Source organism: Mangrovibacterium diazotrophicum (assembly GCF_003610535.1).
Taxonomy (GTDB): Bacteria; Bacteroidota; Bacteroidia; order Bacteroidales; family Prolixibacteraceae; genus Mangrovibacterium; species Mangrovibacterium diazotrophicum.
Genome location: NZ_RAPN01000005.1, coordinates 226,205 through 244,570, shown reverse-complemented (window position 1 = coordinate 244,570; position 18,366 = coordinate 226,205). Strand labels below are relative to the sequence as shown.

Genomic DNA, 18,366 nt, shown 5'->3' with positions numbered 1-18,366 from the left:
CTTTGCACTGGTGGCCTGTTCAAATGAAGAGCAGGTGGATGGACTCTGGGATGACATTATTAAATTATCCACTAAAGAAGTTAGTTTGGCTGCTACCGGCGGCTCGGCGACAATTACAACAGAAGGAGAATCGTGGTGGGTGTATGGCGCTTCTCTTGATGACGACATTTATTATTATGACGCCGTAGAATTAGATCTCAGCTCTGCGCCATATACGTTAGACGAAGATCAGTTTTCGATTGAGCGCAGCGATTTGACGACGATCGTTGTGAGCATGGATGCCAATACCACAGGAGCCGAGCGGACATTAATTGTTTACCTGGAAGCCGGCGATTATTTTGATAGCATCAAAGTTACGCAGGCTGCAAATTGACTTCAGTAAAGGTTTTGCTGTTTGGTAAAAATAAAGGCAATTTTATTTCGCTTTAATGATAGCTACGTACCCGCCGTTCTTGGCCAGTTTTAGATTAATGGAATCGCCGCTTTTCACGAATTGCGTTTTCTGCACTAGTTCGGTCGGTATTTCGTCCGATTTTTTTGAATCGGCCCAAAACTCGATCTCGTAAGTTCCTTTTGGTATAAAGTCGAGTTTCACTACAATCTCTTTGGCCTGGCTATTATTCAGTACTCCGATGTACCATGTTTCTGCATTTTGCCGCGCCAAAGCGATGTAATCGCCCGGATATCCACCTATGAAATGCGTATCATCCCAAACGGTCGGAACAACTTTCAGAAAATCGGAACCGGGTTGGTCGAGAATGTTCTTCGGATGGTCGCAAACAACTGTTAGCGGGCTTTCGTAAATCACAAATTTGGCCAGCTCAGCTGCACGTGTATTCCAAACAACAGTTGGCGTTTTTTGCTGAAAATCCTCACGGGTTACATTCAAAAATCCACCGGGCGTGTAATCCATTTGTCCAAGTAACATACGGGTGAAGGCAAGTTTTACATTGTGTTCCGGGCTCATTTTGTCCGAGAATTTGTAGTATTCGTTGCCCATCACACCCTCGCGGGTAATCATGTTGGGGTAGGTGCGGATGATGCCGTCGGGTTTGTACGCGCCATGGAAATCGACCAGCAATTGGTTTGCAGCAGCACATCGGATAATATCGTGGTACCAGTTCACCATCTGCTGGTCGTCCCGATCCATGAAGTCGATCTTGATACCAGCTACTCCCCATTTGTGATACAAGGGGAAAGCCTCTTTATAGGCGGAATTTCGGTTCACGTCGGTGGAGTACAACCACAAGATAATTTTGACATTTTTTGATGCGGCATAGCTGATAATTTCCGGCATATCCAGTTGAGGAGCCCATTTCGTAATGTCGGCTTCCTGCGAATTAAAAGGGCCGTACCATTGCCAGTCAACCAGCATGTATTTCCAGCCCATCTCCGATGCGAAATCAATGTATTCTTTGATCACCGGCATCTCCATTTTTACTTCCCCGCTCCACCAATGATCCCAGGCGCTTTTGCCGGGTTCAATCCACGAAGGATCTTCAATTTGACAAGGCTCGTTCAAATTTTGAATGATCTCGGATTCAATCAATGTGCCGGGAGTTTCTCCAATCATAACCACGCGCCACGGTGTGCAGATTTCGTCATCAAACCGCACTTTCACGCCGTTTTCCGGTTCTCCCGGAATCGGAACCAGCTTGGTGGTTAACTCATCTGTCTGCCCGTTTGTACCGATGTAAAAAGCAGCGTAATTGTCAATATTTGCTTCTGTAATGGCGACCCAACAATTGTTGCCGTAGTCCATCAATACCGGTAATCCGGCAATCGACTGTTCCGTCAGGTAGCTAAGTTTTCGCTCGAAGTACTCGGCTTCATTCGAGGTCGAGTATCCACCGTACTCAACGATCCAGGATTTTGGATCACCCGGAATATTGAATCCGGTCTTTTCGCAGGTGATCTCACGATTTCCGATTTTTTCGGAGCGGTATAATTTGTAGCGAAAAGCAATTCCGTCGTTGTAAGTGCGCACTATTAGATCCATTCGGCGCGCACTTCCGGATTGCTCTTTCAGTTCCAAAGTCAGTTCATTGTAGTTATTTTCAACTATTGCGTGTTTTGATTTAACCACTGGTTTCCAGGTTTCTTTGACAGACTCCGTTTGCTGCTTCTGAATCGTGAAGTTGCCCGTCATGTCTTCTTCGTTCTTAAGTTCGAAGCCTAAAGGAGAGGTGTTTATAATTTCCCGTCCATTGAAGTCGACCGAGTAACTTAACTTTTGAGTATTTTCGATGGTCACTTTAATCTGTTCATCGGGAGAACTCACTGTCACAGCCTGTGCGTTGGAGATGAAGTGCGCGCATGTTAACAGCGCCATTATAAAGCTTGATTGTAGAAACTTCATGCTATTTAGATTTAGCTGAATCAGATTCAGGTTGTTGAGTTTGAAAGCTGAAAATACAAAAAATCTATTTACATCGGTTCTCCAAAACGAATCAATTAAAGCCAAATAGGATGTTCGGATATCGATTTGCGCGAAGGAATCAAGATACTTCTAGTAGCTCAGTTTCTCCATTCGGCTGGCGTCCAAACGCAGAAAAATAAACAACAGGATGGTGAACGACCAGAGCGAAGATCCTCCGTAACTGAAGAAGGGGAGAGGAATACCGATAACCGGAGCCAAGCCGATGGTCATCCCAACGTTGATTGCCAGGTGGAAGAACAGGATGCAGGCCACGCTATAGCCATACACGCGGCTGAAAACCGAGCGTTGCCGTTCCGCTAAGAAGACCAGCCGGATGAGCAGGCCGAGGAACAAAAGGACAACCATTGTTGTGCCGAAGAAACCCCATTCTTCGCCAACGGTGCAGAAAATGAAGTCGGTACTTTGTTCCGGCACAAAGTTGAATTTAGTCTGCGTTCCGTTGAGGAAACCTTTACCCAACATTCCACCGGAACCAATAGCGATTTTGGATTGGTTCACGTTGTAGCCAACGCCCAACGGATCGGACTTGATACCCAACAATTCTTCGATACGGGCACGTTGGTGAGGTTCCAAAATATTATTGAAAACGTAGTCGACCGAGAAGATCAAAAACATCAACCCGATGTAAACTACGAGAATTATCAGCAGTTGGGTTAATCGATGGCGCAACGCATAAACAGCAAAGATGATGGTAGCGATGATCCCTGAGAACAATGCAATGCGAACGGAAGATATTTCAAGCTTAAGAAGCGAGTTGGTTAACCACAAAATCATGAATATACTGGCCGAAATTCCGAGTGCCTTCAGGGCTTCCACAAACTTCTGATTGACGAAGTAGTTGGCCAATATCGCTAAAACGGTTATTACCGCAATCGTGACAAGAGGTTGTAGTACTAACGTCAGGATGAAAACAATGGCAACTAAAAGACCCATAAAAAGGAAAACACCCGACATTCCTTCTCTGTAAAGCACAAACGCAAATACGCCGAATACCAGGGCGGATCCGGTGTCGTTTTGAAGGAAAATAAGCGCGACAGGCGTACATATAATTGCCCCGATCACGAGGATCGACTGCAATTTTTCAATCTTAAAATTGTACGAACTGGTGAATTTTGCCAAGGCCAAGGCAGTTGCCAGTTTACTGACTTCGGCGGGCTGAAAGGCGAAGCCGCCAATCTGAAACCAGGATTTGGCCCCTTTTACTTCGGACCCGATAAGCAAGACAGCTACCAGTAAAAGTATGGTGACAATATAAATCGGGTAGGCAAAGGAGACGTAGAACTTACTGTCGATAAGAATGAGCACGCCGGCTAAAACAAATGCAGCAATAATCCAGATCAACTGTTTACCGTAGCGCTGGCTCATGTCCAAAATGCTGGCGTGGTCTTCATCGAACACAGCAGCGTAAATATTAATCCAACCCATAAAAACCAACAACACGTAGATGCCAATCGTCAGCCAGTCAAGGTTTGCCCATATGTTGTTTCTGCTTGCCATTATTTCGGTTGGTTTGGATTTAACAGGTTTGCTTCGATCATCTTTTTCTCCAGGGCGATCCGGTTGGGTGCACCAATCGAGTCATTCAAATATTTTTCAATCATCAAGCTGGCAATCGGAGCGGCATAGCGCGCACCCCACACTCCATTTTCAACGTATGCCGCAATTGCGATCTGCGGATTATCCTTCGGGGCAAAAGCGATGAAAGCCGAGTGGTCGGAACCGTGACTGTTTTGAATAGTTCCGGTTTTACCACAAATTTCAATTCCTTCCACGTGAGCAGTGTAGCGCGTATTTGTTTGGTCAACCACTTGTAGCATTCCGTCAATGACAGGTTCAAAATATTCGGGATGAACCATCGCATCTTTCCGGGCAAATTCGAGTGGATGAACTTCGTTCTCCGGATCAGTTACCGATTTTACAATATGGGGATCGATGTAATAGCCACGATTGGCGATAACCGAAACCATATTTGCCATTTGCAAAGGTGTAACAATGATTTCCCCCTGGCCGATCGAAAGTGAACGAACTGTTAGCGCGTTCCATCTCTTTTTGCCGAAAAACCGATCGTAATATGACGATTGGGGAATGTTTCCGGCTGATTCTCCGTAAAACTCAGTCCCCAAAGTCTGGCCCAGACCGAAGCTCAGAATGTGTTCACGCCAGTTGTTGTAACCTTCTTCTGCAGTCGGATATTTATTGATTGTACTTTTGAATGTATTCCAAAAATAAGGATTGCAGGATTCACGGATACCACCTTGCAAACGAATCGGTGACTCGTGGTTGTGCGTACAGCGAATTGGTGATGACGCTTTCCCGTAACAGGTAACAGAAGTATTTTCAGTAATTGCTCCTTCTTCCAAAGCAATCAAGGCGTTCAGGGTTTTGAATGTAGATCCCGGAGAATAAGCTGCAGAAATTGCCCGGTTGGTTAGTGGTTTCAGGGTGTCATTCAGCAACATTTGGTAATTCTTGCTTCGCTCGCGGCCAACAAGCAAGTTGGCATCGTAGTCGGGGCCACTGTAAAAGCAAAGAATTTCACCGGTTTTTGGTTCAATAGCCACGACAGCACCGCGTTTGTTCTGCATGAGTAACTCGCAGTAGGCTTGCAGCTTGGCGTCGATAGTCGTCGTCAGGTTGTTGCCAAGTACGGCAGCTGTATCACTATTGCCATCATTGTAGGCACCTTTTAGGCGGTTGTGTACGTCAACTAAAAAGAAGTTAACGCCTTTGTGTCCGCGCAGTTCTTTTTCGTAGGCGCGTTCAATCCCGGTTATACCAATGTAGTCACCCTGTTCGTAATAAGGATCTTTGTTGATTTGCGATTGATTTACCTCACCAACATAACCGAGCATGTGAGCTGCAATCGGATGGGCGTATTCGCGCAAAGTACGTGTCTGAACGAAGAATCCGGGATATTTGTAAAGTTTTTCCTGCAGCATCGCGTACATCTCCGGCGATAGCTGCTTCACAATAACCGATGGTTTGTAACGACTGTATTTTTTTGCTTTGCGCAGTTCTTCGACAAGGACGTTCTTTTCGATTTTCAGAATAGAACACAGCTGAGTGGTGTCGAAAGCTGAGACTTCACGCGGGGTAACCAGTAAGTCGTAGGCAGCTTTGTTGTAAACCAATAATTCGCCGTTACGGTCGTAAATCAATCCGCGGGCCGGATAGTTAATCACCTTCCGCAATACGTTTTTGGTCGCGTACTGTTTGTAGGAACTGTCGAGTACCTGCAGCGAAAAAAGTCTGAAGATGAAGATTAACGCCACCAAGACGAAGATGGCTCCCAGTATATATTTTCGTTTGGCGTATTTATCCACAGCTACTTTTCTTTTGCAGTAATATACTGACTAATAATTATTAATACAATCGTCAACGCCGAGCTAAACAGAACGCGGAGCAATGTGTAGAAAAATCCGTGGAAGGTAAAAACTTCGATGAAAAACAGGAACAGGTGATGCGCCAAAACCAGGATAACCGTATAGCGGAAGAACCAGGCGAAGCCCAGTTCAGAGATGCGGGGTGCCTGGTTTAATTCGAGCACGTCGCGCGAAGAAATCAGGTTAATCACAAACGGGCGAATAAAAGCCAGAAAGGTCGTGGCAGCTGCGTGAATTCCGATTGTATTTGAAAATATATCGACATTCAATCCCAACAAGAATCCAAGTAGCAGCAACAAATAATTTGGTGTGCCGAAAGGCAAGGTCAGGATGAAAAGAATATACAAATACGGGTTGATCAGACCACTGATTTGGATGTGGTTGAGCAGCAGAACCTGGATCAGCACGAGGATGATCCACGAAGCGATATATTTGAGTATGCCACTATTCATTTGTATTCATCTTCTGTAGGTCAATCAACTCTTCCAAATGGTTGTTTTTCGCAATTTCAACGTAACTCAGGTTGGCAAAATTCGTCAGCAGGCGAACCGAAATGTCGAAGAAGTTACGTCCGCTCGCATGATCGAACTTTTCAATAATACCAACCGGAACACCTTCCGGAAATACATCGGAGAATCCACTGGTAACAATGGTATCACCAACTTCCATCTTTACGTGAAACGGAATTTCATTTAGCCGGGCAACATGCGGATCGATACCGTCCCAGGCCAGTGTCCCGAAATAATTGGAGTTTTTGATTTTAGCAGAAACCGACCACCGTTTGTTTAGGATTGTCGGGCCTGTTGCGTAGTTTTTCGATACGCTGGTCACAATTCCAACAACACCACCGGGACCAATGATCCCCATATCAACAGCAACGCCATCATTACTTCCTTTGTTTATGGTGATGTAGTTGTACTGTTTGATAAACGAGTTGTTGACAACCTTGGCCGGGATAAAATCAAACTGGCGTAAGGTTGTGTCAGGTGTTTGCAGTTCTTGCTCTTCTTTCCCTTCAGCAATATTCATCGAATCCAGCGGGATGAATACCTGTTTATATTGCTCAAGCTGCGTGCGCAAACGAGCATTTTCGTCCGCCAGTTCGGCATTGGTTTTTTGCAGTGCAAAAAAGCTTGTAATAGCATTAAACTTTTCGTAGATCGAAGCTGTGACGCTGTTGCTCGAGTTGAAAAAGCGAACGCGTTGAAAGTTGTTGTAGTTCACAATCAGTCCAATACTGACTGCTTCGAGCAACAGGAACAATAAAAAGAAATAATTTCGCGCCAGAAAGCGTAACAAACTTCTCATTCACCGGAAAGTTTGCTCTTTCCTGCTCTGGGATTACCGGATCAGGAAAGAGAATTTATCAACGTTTTTAAGTGCGATGCCGGTACCGCGGGCTACTGCGCGCAATGGGTCTTCGGCAACGTGGAACGGAATATTAATTTTTTCGGATAAACGTTTGTCCAAACCACGAAGCAAGGCACCACCACCAGCCAGGTAAATACCCTTTGTCACAATGTCTGAATAAAGCTCCGGAGGCGTCAATTCCAATGCACTCAGAATAGCGGTTTCAATTTTCGAAATTGATTTTTCCAGACAGTGTGAAATTTCCTGGTACGAAACCGGAACTTCGATTGGCAATGCTGTCATTTGGTTTGGCCCCTGAACGATGTAGTCGTTTGGTGGGTCTTCCAATTGTGACAAGGCTGATCCAACGTTGATTTTGATATCTTCGGCAGTGCGTTCCCCAACTTTAATGTTGTGTTGGTGACGCATGTATTCCATGATGTCCGCAGTCAGGTCATCACCGGCAATACGGATCGATTTGTTGGTTACTATACCGCCAAGCGAGATCACGGCAATCTCGGTTGTACCACCACCGATGTCGACAATCATGTTTCCTTCTGGCGCTTCTACGTCCAGACCGATACCGATTGCAGCAGCCATTGGTTCGTAAATCATGTACACCTCGCGTCCGCCGGCATGCTCCGAAGAGTCACGCACCGCACGAATCTCAACTTCAGTTGAGCCTGAAGGAATACAAACAACCATTTTTAACGATGGTGTGAACAAACGCGATTTCGGGTTGATCATTTTAATCATCCCGCGAATCATTTGCTCTGCAGCGTTGAAGTCGGCGATCACACCGTCACGCAACGGGCGAATCGTTTTCAGGTTTGGTGGCGTACGGCCTTCCATCTGACGGGCTTTTTCACCAATGGCAAAAAGCTTTTCCGTTTTCATATCGATGGTAACGACCGATGGCTCATCCAATACGATTTTGTCGTTTTGTATGATGATGGTATTGGCAGTCCCCAGGTCAATCGCAATCTCCTGGGTTAAAAATGAAAACAATCCCATATTTTATCGTCTCCCTAAGTCAAAAAGTTAATGACCGATTGTTGTTACAAATTAATGTTTGAAGTGACGACGACCGGTAAACAGCATCGCGATACCGAATTCATCGCAAGCTTCAATTACTTCCTCGTCACGAATGCTGCCACCCGGCTCTACGATGTATTTCACACCATATTCGTTAGCGGCTTCAATGCTGTCTCTGAATGGGAAGAAGGCATCCGAAATCACAACTGATTCTTCAATCTTGATTCCTTCTTTCATATCAAAGCGAGGCATTGTTAATTGGCGCATGCTGTCCAAACGGTTTGGCTGTCCCATTCCGGCACCTGTAAGCCAAAACGAACCGTCGGTATTTTCAGTGACAATCGCGATGGCATTACTTTTCAGGTGCTTGCACGCTGTAATACCAAACTTCGCCAAATTCATTTTATTGCTGTCAAACTGAATTTTTGTGACATTTTTGAATTCTGCATCCATGCCCTCATCTTCGTCCTGTACCAAGATACCTCCGCTGATGGAACGATACAGTTTTTCACCGGTCGTTTCAGCCTTAACCGGAGTTACCAGTAAACGCAGGTTTTTCTTTTTTGCGAAAATTTCCAGTGCTTCAGGAGTGAAGGCCGGAGCGATGATGATTTCAACGAATTTCTTACCGAACCACTCTGCAACTTCCGCAGTAACCGTGTCAGTAAAGCAGATGATCGAACCAAAAGCGCTGATCGGGTCACCTTCCCATGCCAAATCCAACGATTTCAGGATGTTGTCGGTAACTGCCAATCCGCAAGGATTTAAGTGCTTGATGACAGAAACAGCAACTTTGTTTTCGATGTGGTTAATCGAGTGATAGGCATCCGAAGCTGATTTCCAGGCTGCATCGGCGTCCAACAGGTTGTTGTACGACAATTCCTTGCCTTGCAATACTTCCGCATTTGCCAGAGTCACTTTCGAATCCGCGTTGTCGAATTTGTAGAAAGTAGCCGATTGGTGAGGGTTCTCGCCATAGCGCAATACTTTCCCGTCGTTCAGGCTAACACGGTTTTTGTCGGTGATACCACCGTTGAAATAGTTGAAAATGGCCGAGTCGTAATGAGAAGAGGTTGCAAATGCTTTGCGTGCAAATGCTTTACGGTCTTCCAATGTGCTCTCGCCGTTTTTGGTATTCAGTAATTCGATGAATTCTTCGTATTGGTCGCGTGAAGAAACGATAATCACATCGTTGAAGTTTTTCGCTGTACCACGGATCAACGCGATACCACCGATGTCGATTTTTTCGATGATGTCTTCTTCGGATGCGCCCGAAGCAACAGTTTCTTCAAAAGGATAAAGATCGACAATAACCAGGTCGATTTCAGGAATCTCGTACTGTGCAATTTGCTCTTGGTCACCGCTGTTGTCACGGCGATTCAGGATACCTCCAAAAATTTTAGGGTGAAGGGTTTTTACACGTCCACCCAGAATCGACGGATACCCCGTCAAATCTTCAACTGCAGTACATGGAACATTCAAACTTTCGATAAACGATTGCGTTCCGCCGGTCGAATAAAGTTTAACACCCAGTTCATCTAATTTTTTTACAATGACATCCAGTCTATCTTTATGATAAACCGAGATCAAGGCTGATTTTATCTTTTTTAAATCCTTCATTTACAATTTGTTAAAAATGCGTCGCAAAGATAATAAATTCACGTGATTAATCGAGGTCAATCGCTCTGGAATCACAAAAATTTAGCGTTGAAAATAGAAAGAATTTTTGGGTCTTAAAAGCTGAAATGTAGTTCTGTTTAAAAATAAATTAGCTTCAGTTGGATGAATGGGGCCGGCAGAATTCTAAATCTTATAACTTTACGAAAAAACGTGATTGGATGATTCTTTTACGACTCATACTCGAGAGTTTTTCGTTCTCTATTAATTCACTTCGAGCCAATAAACTACGAACTATTTTATCCTTGTTGGGAATAACCATCGGGATCTTTGCCATCATTTCGGTGTTCACCGTAATCGATTCCCTGGAAAAATACATGCGTGAAAGTTTGAACTCGTTAGGGACGAATATGGTGTATATTCAGAAATGGCCCTGGACGCCGCCCGAAGGCGAGAGTGAATACCCCTGGTGGAAATATTTAAACCGGCCGGTTCCGAAAGAAGAAGAAGCGGAAGAGATTTTGCGACGCTCGACTTCGGCGGAGCAGGCAACCTTTTTCGTTGGATTCAATACGACAATTCAATATGGCTCATCATCGGCCGAAAATGCTGAAGTGATGGCGAGCACCTACGACTTGATTAATTTGTGGAACCTTGGGATCGACAAAGGCCGTTATTTTACCGATTCGGAAATGACCAGCGGTTCGCCGATGGCGGTAATCGGCGTTGAACTTGCCGATCAGCTTTTTAGTGGTGAAAATCCGGTTGGCAAGGAAATAAAGGTGAAAGGTCGGCGGGTTTTAATCATCGGGATTTACACCAAAAAGGGAACCGACATGTTCGGGACCAGTATGGACAAACGGCTGCACATTTCAACTACGTTGGCCGGATCAATGCTTGATTTTCGGAATCGCGAGATGGGGCAATCGATCAATGTGAAGGCTAAAGCTGGTGTCGAGAATGATTTGTTTGCAGCTGAATTAGAAGGAATTTTGCGCGGGATGCATCAGCTGAAGCCGATGGAGGAAAATGATTTTGCGATCAACGAGGTCAGCGTTATTTCGAATCGGTTCGACGCTTTTTTTGTGATTTTCAACCTGGCGGGGTCTGTCATCGGCGGTTTCAGTATTTTGGTCGGTGGCTTCGGAATTGCCAATATCATGTTTGTTTCAGTAAAAGAACGGACGAGAATTATTGGGATTCAGAAATCGTTGGGCGCGAAACGCTATTTCATTTTGCTTGAATTTATTTTCGAAGCGGTTATTCTGTCGCTGATCGGTGGTGCGGTTGGACTCGTTTTGGTCTTTCTTGGAGCATCGATTGTAAGTGGCGTGTCAGAGATGCACCTGGTGCTCAGTTTGAAAAATATTGGCATGGGGTTAATAGTTTCCGGAGTCATTGGCTTGATTGCCGGTTTTATTCCGGCCTGGATCGCTTCGCGACTTGACCCTGTAAATGCGATCAATGCAGCCTGATCGGCTATTCCGTTTTTCCCAAATGAATTAAGGCATCTCCCTGGTAGATGATGGGAGCGTGGTTGAGGCCAATAATGTAACCGCTTTCCGGCATTTTTACTGCTTTTTCGAAACCGCCGTAGGGGTCGGAAATGCTACCAATGATTTCTCCTTTCTCAACTTTGGCACCATCCTTCACCTGAAAGCGGAACATGCCGCCATGGCGCGCACGAATCCAGCTCGATTCCCGGATGAAGATTGGATCGGTGTTGGGCATGCCGGCTATTTCGGCCGAGAAGTCACGCATGTTCAGGTGGTGCATCAGGCGCAAAACGCCGTTGACGCCGCGCTGGGTAATCCGGTTGTGGATGTCGAGCGACTTCCCGCCTTCAAACAACAAAATTTTCTTGCCCAGTTTGGTGGCTGCTTCGCGGAAGGATTTTTCGCGGTCGGGTGCCAGTACAATAAAACGAGGCTTAAAGATTTTTGCCAGTTCAAAAAGTTCCGGATGATCACGGCTGATCCTAATTTGGGAACTGTTGAACCGGTTGGCTCCACCAGTGTGGAAGTCGACGATGTAGTCGGCTGCCGGAAGAATTTTAGTCATCAGGTTCCAGGCAAAAAGACTGGCCATGGAGCCATTTTGCGATCCGGGAAACATGCGGTTCAAATCCTTCCCATCGGGGAATTCGCGGGTTTGATTCAGGAATCCCAGTACATTGAGAGCCGGGATGCAGATGACTGTCCCGGCTGTTGGTTTGTTGTATTTTTGCGAAATCAGACCGCGTATAATTTCAACGCCGTTGATCTCGTTGCCGTGTATTCCGCCAATCAGCAGAAGTACCGGTCCGGGTTCTTTTCCCCGTTCAATAATGACAGGCACTTCAATTTTGTTGCGGGTATGCAGCCTGGCGGTTTCCAGGTTGATGATGGTTTTGCGCCCGGCCGGAATTGTTTTCCCTAATAATTGAAGTGATTGTCTTTTCATGGTTAAACGTTGCGTTCTACGTATCGGATAATGCTGTTGGCAATGTCCTTGCCGGTTGCAGCTTCAATACCTTCCAGCCCTGGTGAGGAATTGACTTCCAGGATCAGCGGGCCGTGATTGGATTGCAGCATGTCGACACCGGCGATGCCCAGGCCCATGACGCGGGCGGCTTTCAGCGCGGCATTTTCTTCTTCTTCTGTCAACTCGATAATGGTTGCCGTCCCGCCGCGGTGCAGGTTCGAACGGAATTCGCCTTTTTTGGCTTGCCGTTTCATAGCGCCAACAACTACGCCGTCCACCACGAATGCGCGAATGTCGGCTCCTTTGGCTTCCGAAATATATTCCTGAACAATGACCCGTGCTTTAAGGCCGTTGAAGGCTTCGATAACTGATTCGGCTGCATTGTCGTTTTCAGCGAGAACCACACCCAAGCCCTGGGTTCCTTCCAGTAGCTTGATAACAAGCGGAGCACCTCCAACGCTTTTTACAATGTCCTTAACGTTGCGCGAATAGTTTGTAAAAACCGTCTTGGGTAGTCCCAGTCCCGCCCGGCTCAGGATTTGCAAGCTGCGTAGTTTGTCGCGTGAGCGAACCAGCGCCTGCGATTCGATGGCCGTAAATACTTTCATCATCTCGAACTGGCGAACAACGGCTGTTCCGTAGAAGGTAACCGAAGCTCCGATTCGGGGAATGACGGCATCTACGTCTTCAACCATGTGCCCTTTGTAAATGATGCCGGGTCTCTTTTTTTCAATCACCAAGTCGCATTTGGAATGATCGAGAATGACCATTTCGTGACCTTTTTTCTCTCCTGCCTCGACCAACCGTTGGGTGGAGTAGAGGTTGTGATCGCGTGATAGAATTACAATTTTCACTTTGAATTAGAATCTTTAATATTTACAGATGTGTTGTGACATTCGGTGCTTTCTTCAATTCTACCAGCCATTTTTCTTTTTTGGCTGAAAGCCTCGTTTTCGATCCGTCAACCACAAAGCGCTTCGACAGAAATTTGCGGCCCAGCAGAACCGGGTATTTCATGGCGCCTCTTTCGGTTAAGGTCAATTCAATTGGGTAGACTTGATCAAATAATCGGATTTGAGTTTCAATACTATAGCGTTCCTCCATTTGTCCGTTGGAACTGCGAATCCGTTTTTTTGAAAAGCGGTCAAATATAAATTCTTTGTTGTGATATTGATCATGATCAGGATCTAAAAAATAGCAATGAAGCTTTTTTTGTCCGTCCAGCTCGATAAGCTCGATGTTGTGGCAGTGAAAACTCGACGTGTATGCGCCGGTGTCTACTTTCACTTCAATGTTTTCGAGTTGAAGTAGCGGGAAGTCAGCCTCGTCGAAGCGTCCGATGAGTGTGCGCCTTTTCATCCCAAAAAGTTGAAAAAGAAATGGGCGACTCCCATGTAAAGTAATAGTCCGAGTACGTCGTTCATGGTCGTTATAAACGGTCCGGTGGCGACAGCCGGGTCAACTTTAAACCGGTGCAGGATGAGCGGAATCAATGTGCCAAACAGTGAAGCAAAAACAATAACGATGAACAGGGTGCAGCTCACGGTTAATGTTAGTTTGTAGCTATCGCTGAACAGATAGTTGTAGCCGAAGATGAGCAGGGCGAAAAACAAACCGGTAATTAGCCCAACCCCCAGCTCCTTGAATAATTTTTTGCCGAGCGTATCGAATTTACGACTTCCCGCGGCCAGCGTCTGCACCACGATGGATGACGATTGCACTCCCACGTTTCCGGCAGTCGCGGCAATCAACGGAATGAAAAAGGCCATCGCCGGGATGTGGTTCAGCGTATCTTGATGGTGACTCAGTACCTGGGCGCCGGTTAGGCCGCCAACCGTACCAATCAGTAGCCATGGTATTCGAACGCGCGTGAGACGCCAAACATTGTCGGTCGATTCCACGTCGCCGGTGATACCCGAAACCATCTGGTAGTCCTTGCCGGTTTCTTCACGGATCACGTCCACCACGTCGTCAATGGTGATTCGCCCTTTCAGTCGGCCAATCTGGTCGACAACCGGCAACACAACCAAGTCGTATTTTTCCATGATTTGGGCAACTTCTTCCTGGCTGGCGTCGGTTTTCACCGATTGAATGTCTTCGTTGATCAGGTCTTTCACTTTGCTGTGCGTCGACTTTTGAATCAACTTCGAAAGAGAAAGCACACCTTTTAATATATTGTCATCGTCCACTACATAGACGTAGTAGATTTCGTCGATTTCTTCAGATTGAGTTGAGATTTCCTTCAGGCAGGTTTGAACATTCCAGTTCTCGTTCACTTTAATAAGCTCCTTGGCCATCAAACCCCCGGCGGTGTCCTCGTCGTATTCCAACAGGTCGGCAATGTCGCCCGCTTGTTCTTTGTCTTCAATTTCCGAGAGTACCGCTTCAACCACTTCTTCTTCCAGCTCGCCCATGATGTCGGCCGCGTCGTCCGAGTCCATGTGCTCCACAAACTGGTGAGCGATCACTTCGGGTGGCAGCACGCGCAGAAAACGGCGGCGAACACCTTCCGGAATTTCAAGCAGTACATCCGACGCCATTTCACCGTCTAATTGCAGGTACAAATATTTGGCTTCGTCCATGGTCAGCTTGTCCATGATCTCGGCTATATCGGTGGGGTGGAGGTCCTCCAGCATTTTCAAAACTTCAGCGGAGTCTTCTGCTTCAATCAGATCCTGAAGTTTAATGATGAATTCCATGTTCAATTCGGTGGTCATGGCTAAGAGATTTTTTAAGACTGCTGCTGCTGAATCAGTCGGGTTAAATTTTCGAAGTCCGAAACGCTTAATTGTTCGGGTCGAAGGTTAAACAGTTCGTTTGCTTTTAATGTTTCGTCGGTCAGGAATTGTTTGAGCGAATTACGCATTGTTTTGCGCCGTTGATTGAAAGCTGATTTCACCAGGGTGAAAAACAGTTTTTCGTCGCAATCGAGGTTTTGGCGCTGATTGCGTGTTAGGCGGATTACCGCTGATTTTACTTTGGGCGGTGGGTTGAATACATTCTCGTGAACGGTGAACAAGTATTCAATGTCGTAATAGGCCTGGAGTAAAACGCTGAGAATACCGTAGGTTTTTGAGCCCGGTCCGGTTGCCAGACGTTCAGCTACTTCTTTTTGGATCATGCCCACCACTTCGGGAACCTGGTTTTTATAGTCGAGCACCTTAAAAAAGATTTGCGATGAAATATTGTAGGGGAAGTTTCCGATGATGGCAAAACTTTCCGGAAAATATTCTTCGAGCTTCAGTTTCAGAAAATCTTTCGAAATAATTCGTTCTTCCAGCGCCGGAAAGTGCTGTTTTAAATAGTCAACCGATTCGTGATCGATTTCCACAACGCTGGTTGTGAAAGTTTCTTTCTGCAACAAGTATTGCGTTAATACCCCCATGCCAGGGCCAATTTCCAATACGTTGGAAACTTGCTCAGCATGAAGACTGTCAACAATTTTTCGAGCAATATTCTGATCTTTTAAAAAGTGTTGACCCAAATTTTTTTTGGCCCTTACAGTTGTCATCGTCGTTGGTCTTCTGATTTGAGGGTTTGTGAATATGTTACTAAAAAGAATGAGGTTTAAAACAAATATTTATTTTTGTCGGCGATTTGGGCTTTTGACAAAAGCGTGCAAATTTAAAAAAGTACTTAATAAAACGCTTGAAAGTGGTGCTAAACCTTTCTTAAAAATAGCGCATTTTCAGAAATAAACAAGTTCATTTTGAAACATAAGTTATTGAAGCTATTCAAAGTCCTGGCCTTTTTTGCATTGGGCGTTGTTATTTTTTGGCTGGTGTATAAAGATCAGGATATTGAGCGGATTGAATCTATCCTAAAAAATGATGTGAATTATTTTTGGATCTGGGTGTCGCTGTTTTTAGGGCTTTTGAGCCACATTAGCCGAACCATGCGCTGGGTGATCATGATCGAACCATTGGGCCAGCGCCCGCGAATGGTGAATACTTTTCTTGCAGTAATGGTGGGCTACCTCATGAACCTCGTTATCCCGCGGATGGGGGAGATTTCACGATGTGGCGTATTGTCGCGCTACGAAAAAATCTCGTTTACAAAACTTGTCGGTACAGTGGTGACCGAGCGGATTATCGATGTGATCATGATGCTTTTGCTCACGATGATTGTTACAGTCACTCAACTCGGGAAGTTGGTGCAGTTTCTGGATAATAATCCGGAAGTAAAGAGCAAACTCGAAAGTATCACCTTCTCCCCGGTAATGATTATCAGCATAATCGCGTTGGTCGTAGGGGTGTATCTGGCTCGCCAGCGGATCAAGCGATCTAACTTGTTTCACAAGCTAAATGGTATTTTGCATAAGTTTGGCGAGGGGCTGCGCACCGTCCGAAATATGAAGCACAAAGGCGCTTTCATTTTTCACACTGTATTTATTTGGGTGATGTATTACCTGATGCTCTATGTGGTTTTTTTCGCGTTCGGTTTTACTTCGAACTTAACCGCGATAGCTGGATTGACAACCTTTGTTTTGGGAAGTTACGGAATGGTTGCTCCGGTGCAGGGCGGAATTGGAGCCTGGCACTTTATGGTTATTCAGGCGCTGATTGTTTATGGCATCAGTAAAGCAGATGCAGTTGTTTTTGCATTCCTGGCGCACTCGTCGATGACGGCGATGATGATCATCGTTGGTTTGATTTCATTGCTGATTCTTCCGTTTATTAATCGCCGGAATACAGAAAGTTTGTAGCTTTACGAGCAAACCATTAACCCGAAGTTTGAATACCGAATTATTCATAGCACGTCGTTTATTTTCTTCGAAAGACGCCGAACAGCATTTGTCCCGTCGAATCGTGCGTTTGGCGGTTGCCGGTATTAGCCTGGGAATGGTGGTGATGATTTTGGCCGTGGCTATTGTTACCGGCTTTCAGGGTGAGGTCGAAAGCAAGGTCAATGGTTTTGCGGCGCACCTTCAAATTGTCAATTACGACAGCAATCAGAGTTACCAGACGGTTCCCATAAATGAAGGTCAGCCTTTTTTAGAAAAGTTGAATCAGCTCAGTGGAATAACCCATATCCAAAAGTTTGCAACCAAGCCCGGCATTATTAAAGCGGGCGAAGAGATTCAGGGCGTTGTACTGAAAGGAATTTCAGCTGATTTCGACTGGAGCTTTTTTGCTAAAAACAAGATTGAAGGAGACCTGATTCCTCTGGATTCAGCACGAACCGATTTGGTATGGATCTCCCAGCAGATTTCCGACCTGTTGCGCCTGGAAATGGGCGACAAGTTTCAAATGTATTTTTTGAATGAGGATGAACGCATTCCCCGCCTTCGCCGGTTTACAGTCGGTGGTATCTACCGTTCAGGACTGGAGGAGTTCGACCGAATGTTTGTGCTGATTGATTTGCGGCATATCCAACGGTTAAATAATTGGGCGGATGACCAAATTAGTGGTTACGAGGTTTTTGTTGACGATTTGGATCAGGTCGAAAACTTGGGTAGCCAGGTTCGCGATATTGTGCTCGGAAGTCTGGATGTAGATGCGCCAATGTTACGGGTAGTGAATGTCAAAGAAAAATATCCATACATTTTCGATTGGCTCAATCTGCTCGATATGAACGTGTGGATTATCCTGTTGCTGATGGTTTTGGTGGCGGGTTTCAATATGATTTCCGGTTTGCTGGTGATCATTCTCGAGCGCACGCGCATGATTGGCATTTTAAAATCGATGGGAGCAGCCAATGTGAATATCCGCAAAATCTTCCTTTATCTCTCTGCCTTTTTAGTGGGCAAGGGTTTGCTTTGGGGCAACATCATTGGTATTCTTTTGTGTGTTATTCAAAGTCAGTTTAAGGTTATTCATCTCGATCCGGCGTCATACTATGTGGATACGGTGCCGGTTAATTTGATGATTCATCATTTGCTGTTGCTGAACGTTGGCGCGTTATTGGTGACACTTTTAATGCTGCTGGGACCTTCGTATTTGGTTGGTCGAATTTCGCCCGAAAAGACGATCCGCTTCGATTAATCGTCGACGACAATTTTCCGTTCTCATAGATCGTTTCATTATCTCAATATTGTCCTTTGGGTTTCACTAGCAGTGGATACCAGTTGATTTATTC

The 18,366-nt window shown here is 45.6% G+C and carries 16 protein-coding genes; 4 read left to right on the top strand and 12 right to left on the bottom strand.

The genetic code is table 11. From position 1 onward, the window contains the following. The first annotated feature begins 34 nt into the window (after nucleotides 1-34). Nucleotides 35-373 (top strand): BACON domain-containing protein, encoded by a 339-nt coding sequence (locus BC643_RS22175; RefSeq protein ID WP_170154658.1) that lies wholly within the window; start codon nucleotides 35-37, stop codon nucleotides 371-373. Nucleotides 374-415: 42 nt separating this feature from the next. Here the strand turns inward: BC643_RS22175 and BC643_RS23560 are convergent, their stop codons facing one another. The 7 genes from BC643_RS23560 to purH all read right to left on the bottom strand — a co-directional run bounded on the left by BC643_RS23560 (nucleotide 416) and on the right by purH (nucleotide 9,828). Then, entirely contained in the window at nucleotides 416-2,359 is a 1,944-nt protein-coding gene (locus tag BC643_RS23560; protein WP_147377303.1) for a glycoside hydrolase family 97 protein, read from the bottom strand. A gap of 150 nt (nucleotides 2,360-2,509) precedes the next feature. Continuing rightward, the gene (rodA, locus tag BC643_RS22165) at nucleotides 2,510-3,937 is read right to left on the bottom strand and encodes a rod shape-determining protein RodA (protein WP_120275538.1); all 1,428 of its coding nucleotides are present in this window, start codon (nucleotides 3,935-3,937) and stop codon (nucleotides 2,510-2,512) included. Then, nucleotides 3,937-5,763 (bottom strand): penicillin-binding protein 2, encoded by a 1,827-nt coding sequence (gene mrdA / locus BC643_RS22160; protein ID WP_120275536.1) that lies wholly within the window; start codon nucleotides 5,761-5,763, stop codon nucleotides 3,937-3,939. The genes rodA and mrdA overlap by 1 nt, the downstream gene beginning before the upstream one ends. A gap of 2 nt (nucleotides 5,764-5,765) precedes the next feature. Beyond that, nucleotides 5,766-6,275 carry a rod shape-determining protein MreD gene (locus BC643_RS22155; RefSeq protein WP_120275534.1) on the bottom strand — a complete coding sequence of 170 codons (510 nt, stop codon included), beginning with the start codon at nucleotides 6,273-6,275 and terminating at the stop codon, nucleotides 5,766-5,768. Beyond that, entirely contained in the window at nucleotides 6,268-7,131 is an 864-nt protein-coding gene (gene mreC / locus BC643_RS22150; protein WP_120275533.1) for a rod shape-determining protein MreC, read from the bottom strand. The genes BC643_RS22155 and mreC overlap by 8 nt, the downstream gene beginning before the upstream one ends. Before the next feature lie 33 nt (nucleotides 7,132-7,164). Further along, nucleotides 7,165-8,187 (bottom strand): rod shape-determining protein, encoded by a 1,023-nt coding sequence (locus tag BC643_RS22145; RefSeq protein WP_120275532.1) that lies wholly within the window; start codon nucleotides 8,185-8,187, stop codon nucleotides 7,165-7,167. A gap of 51 nt (nucleotides 8,188-8,238) precedes the next feature. Continuing rightward, complete coding sequence (gene purH / locus BC643_RS22140) at nucleotides 8,239-9,828, bottom strand: bifunctional phosphoribosylaminoimidazolecarboxamide formyltransferase/IMP cyclohydrolase (protein ID WP_120275531.1); 1,590 nt, start codon at nucleotides 9,826-9,828, stop codon at nucleotides 8,239-8,241. A 218-nt stretch (nucleotides 9,829-10,046) separates the two neighbouring features. Between purH and BC643_RS22135 the strand changes: the two genes are divergently transcribed. Beyond that, nucleotides 10,047-11,300, top strand: a complete 1,254-nt coding sequence (locus BC643_RS22135) for an ABC transporter permease (RefSeq protein ID WP_120275530.1) — start codon at nucleotides 10,047-10,049, stop codon at nucleotides 11,298-11,300. 4 nt (nucleotides 11,301-11,304) lie between these two features. On the opposite strand, the gene BC643_RS22130 is transcribed toward BC643_RS22135, so the two are convergent. The 5 genes from BC643_RS22130 to rsmA are packed head-to-tail and all read right to left on the bottom strand — an operon-like array spanning nucleotide 11,305 to nucleotide 15,799. Continuing rightward, entirely contained in the window at nucleotides 11,305-12,267 is a 963-nt protein-coding gene (locus BC643_RS22130; protein WP_120275529.1) for a succinylglutamate desuccinylase/aspartoacylase family protein, read from the bottom strand. A gap of 2 nt (nucleotides 12,268-12,269) precedes the next feature. Next, on the bottom strand, nucleotides 12,270-13,142 hold the full coding sequence (gene rimK / locus BC643_RS22125) for a 30S ribosomal protein S6--L-glutamate ligase (protein WP_120275528.1): 873 nt from the start codon (nucleotides 13,140-13,142) through the stop codon (nucleotides 12,270-12,272). A gap of 22 nt (nucleotides 13,143-13,164) precedes the next feature. Further along, nucleotides 13,165-13,647: an ATP-dependent zinc protease family protein gene (locus tag BC643_RS22120; RefSeq protein WP_120275527.1), complete on the bottom strand. Its 483-nt coding sequence runs from the start codon at nucleotides 13,645-13,647 to the stop codon at nucleotides 13,165-13,167. Continuing rightward, complete coding sequence (gene mgtE, locus BC643_RS22115) at nucleotides 13,644-15,005, bottom strand: magnesium transporter (protein WP_120275526.1); 1,362 nt, start codon at nucleotides 15,003-15,005, stop codon at nucleotides 13,644-13,646. Before mgtE ends, BC643_RS22120 begins: the two co-directional genes overlap by 4 nt. Before the next feature lie 14 nt (nucleotides 15,006-15,019). Then, nucleotides 15,020-15,799: a 16S rRNA (adenine(1518)-N(6)/adenine(1519)-N(6))-dimethyltransferase RsmA gene (gene rsmA, locus BC643_RS22110; RefSeq protein WP_120275524.1), complete on the bottom strand. Its 780-nt coding sequence runs from the start codon at nucleotides 15,797-15,799 to the stop codon at nucleotides 15,020-15,022. A gap of 198 nt (nucleotides 15,800-15,997) precedes the next feature. Here rsmA and BC643_RS22105 point away from each other — a divergent pair, with 198 nt between their 5' ends. After that, the gene (locus tag BC643_RS22105; protein ID WP_120275522.1) at nucleotides 15,998-16,993 is read left to right on the top strand and encodes a lysylphosphatidylglycerol synthase transmembrane domain-containing protein; all 996 of its coding nucleotides are present in this window, start codon (nucleotides 15,998-16,000) and stop codon (nucleotides 16,991-16,993) included. 28 nt (nucleotides 16,994-17,021) lie between these two features. Then, nucleotides 17,022-18,272, top strand: coding sequence for an ABC transporter permease (locus BC643_RS22100; protein ID WP_120275521.1), 1,251 nt, complete (start codon nucleotides 17,022-17,024; stop codon nucleotides 18,270-18,272). Nucleotides 18,273-18,366: the final 94 nt, after the last annotated feature.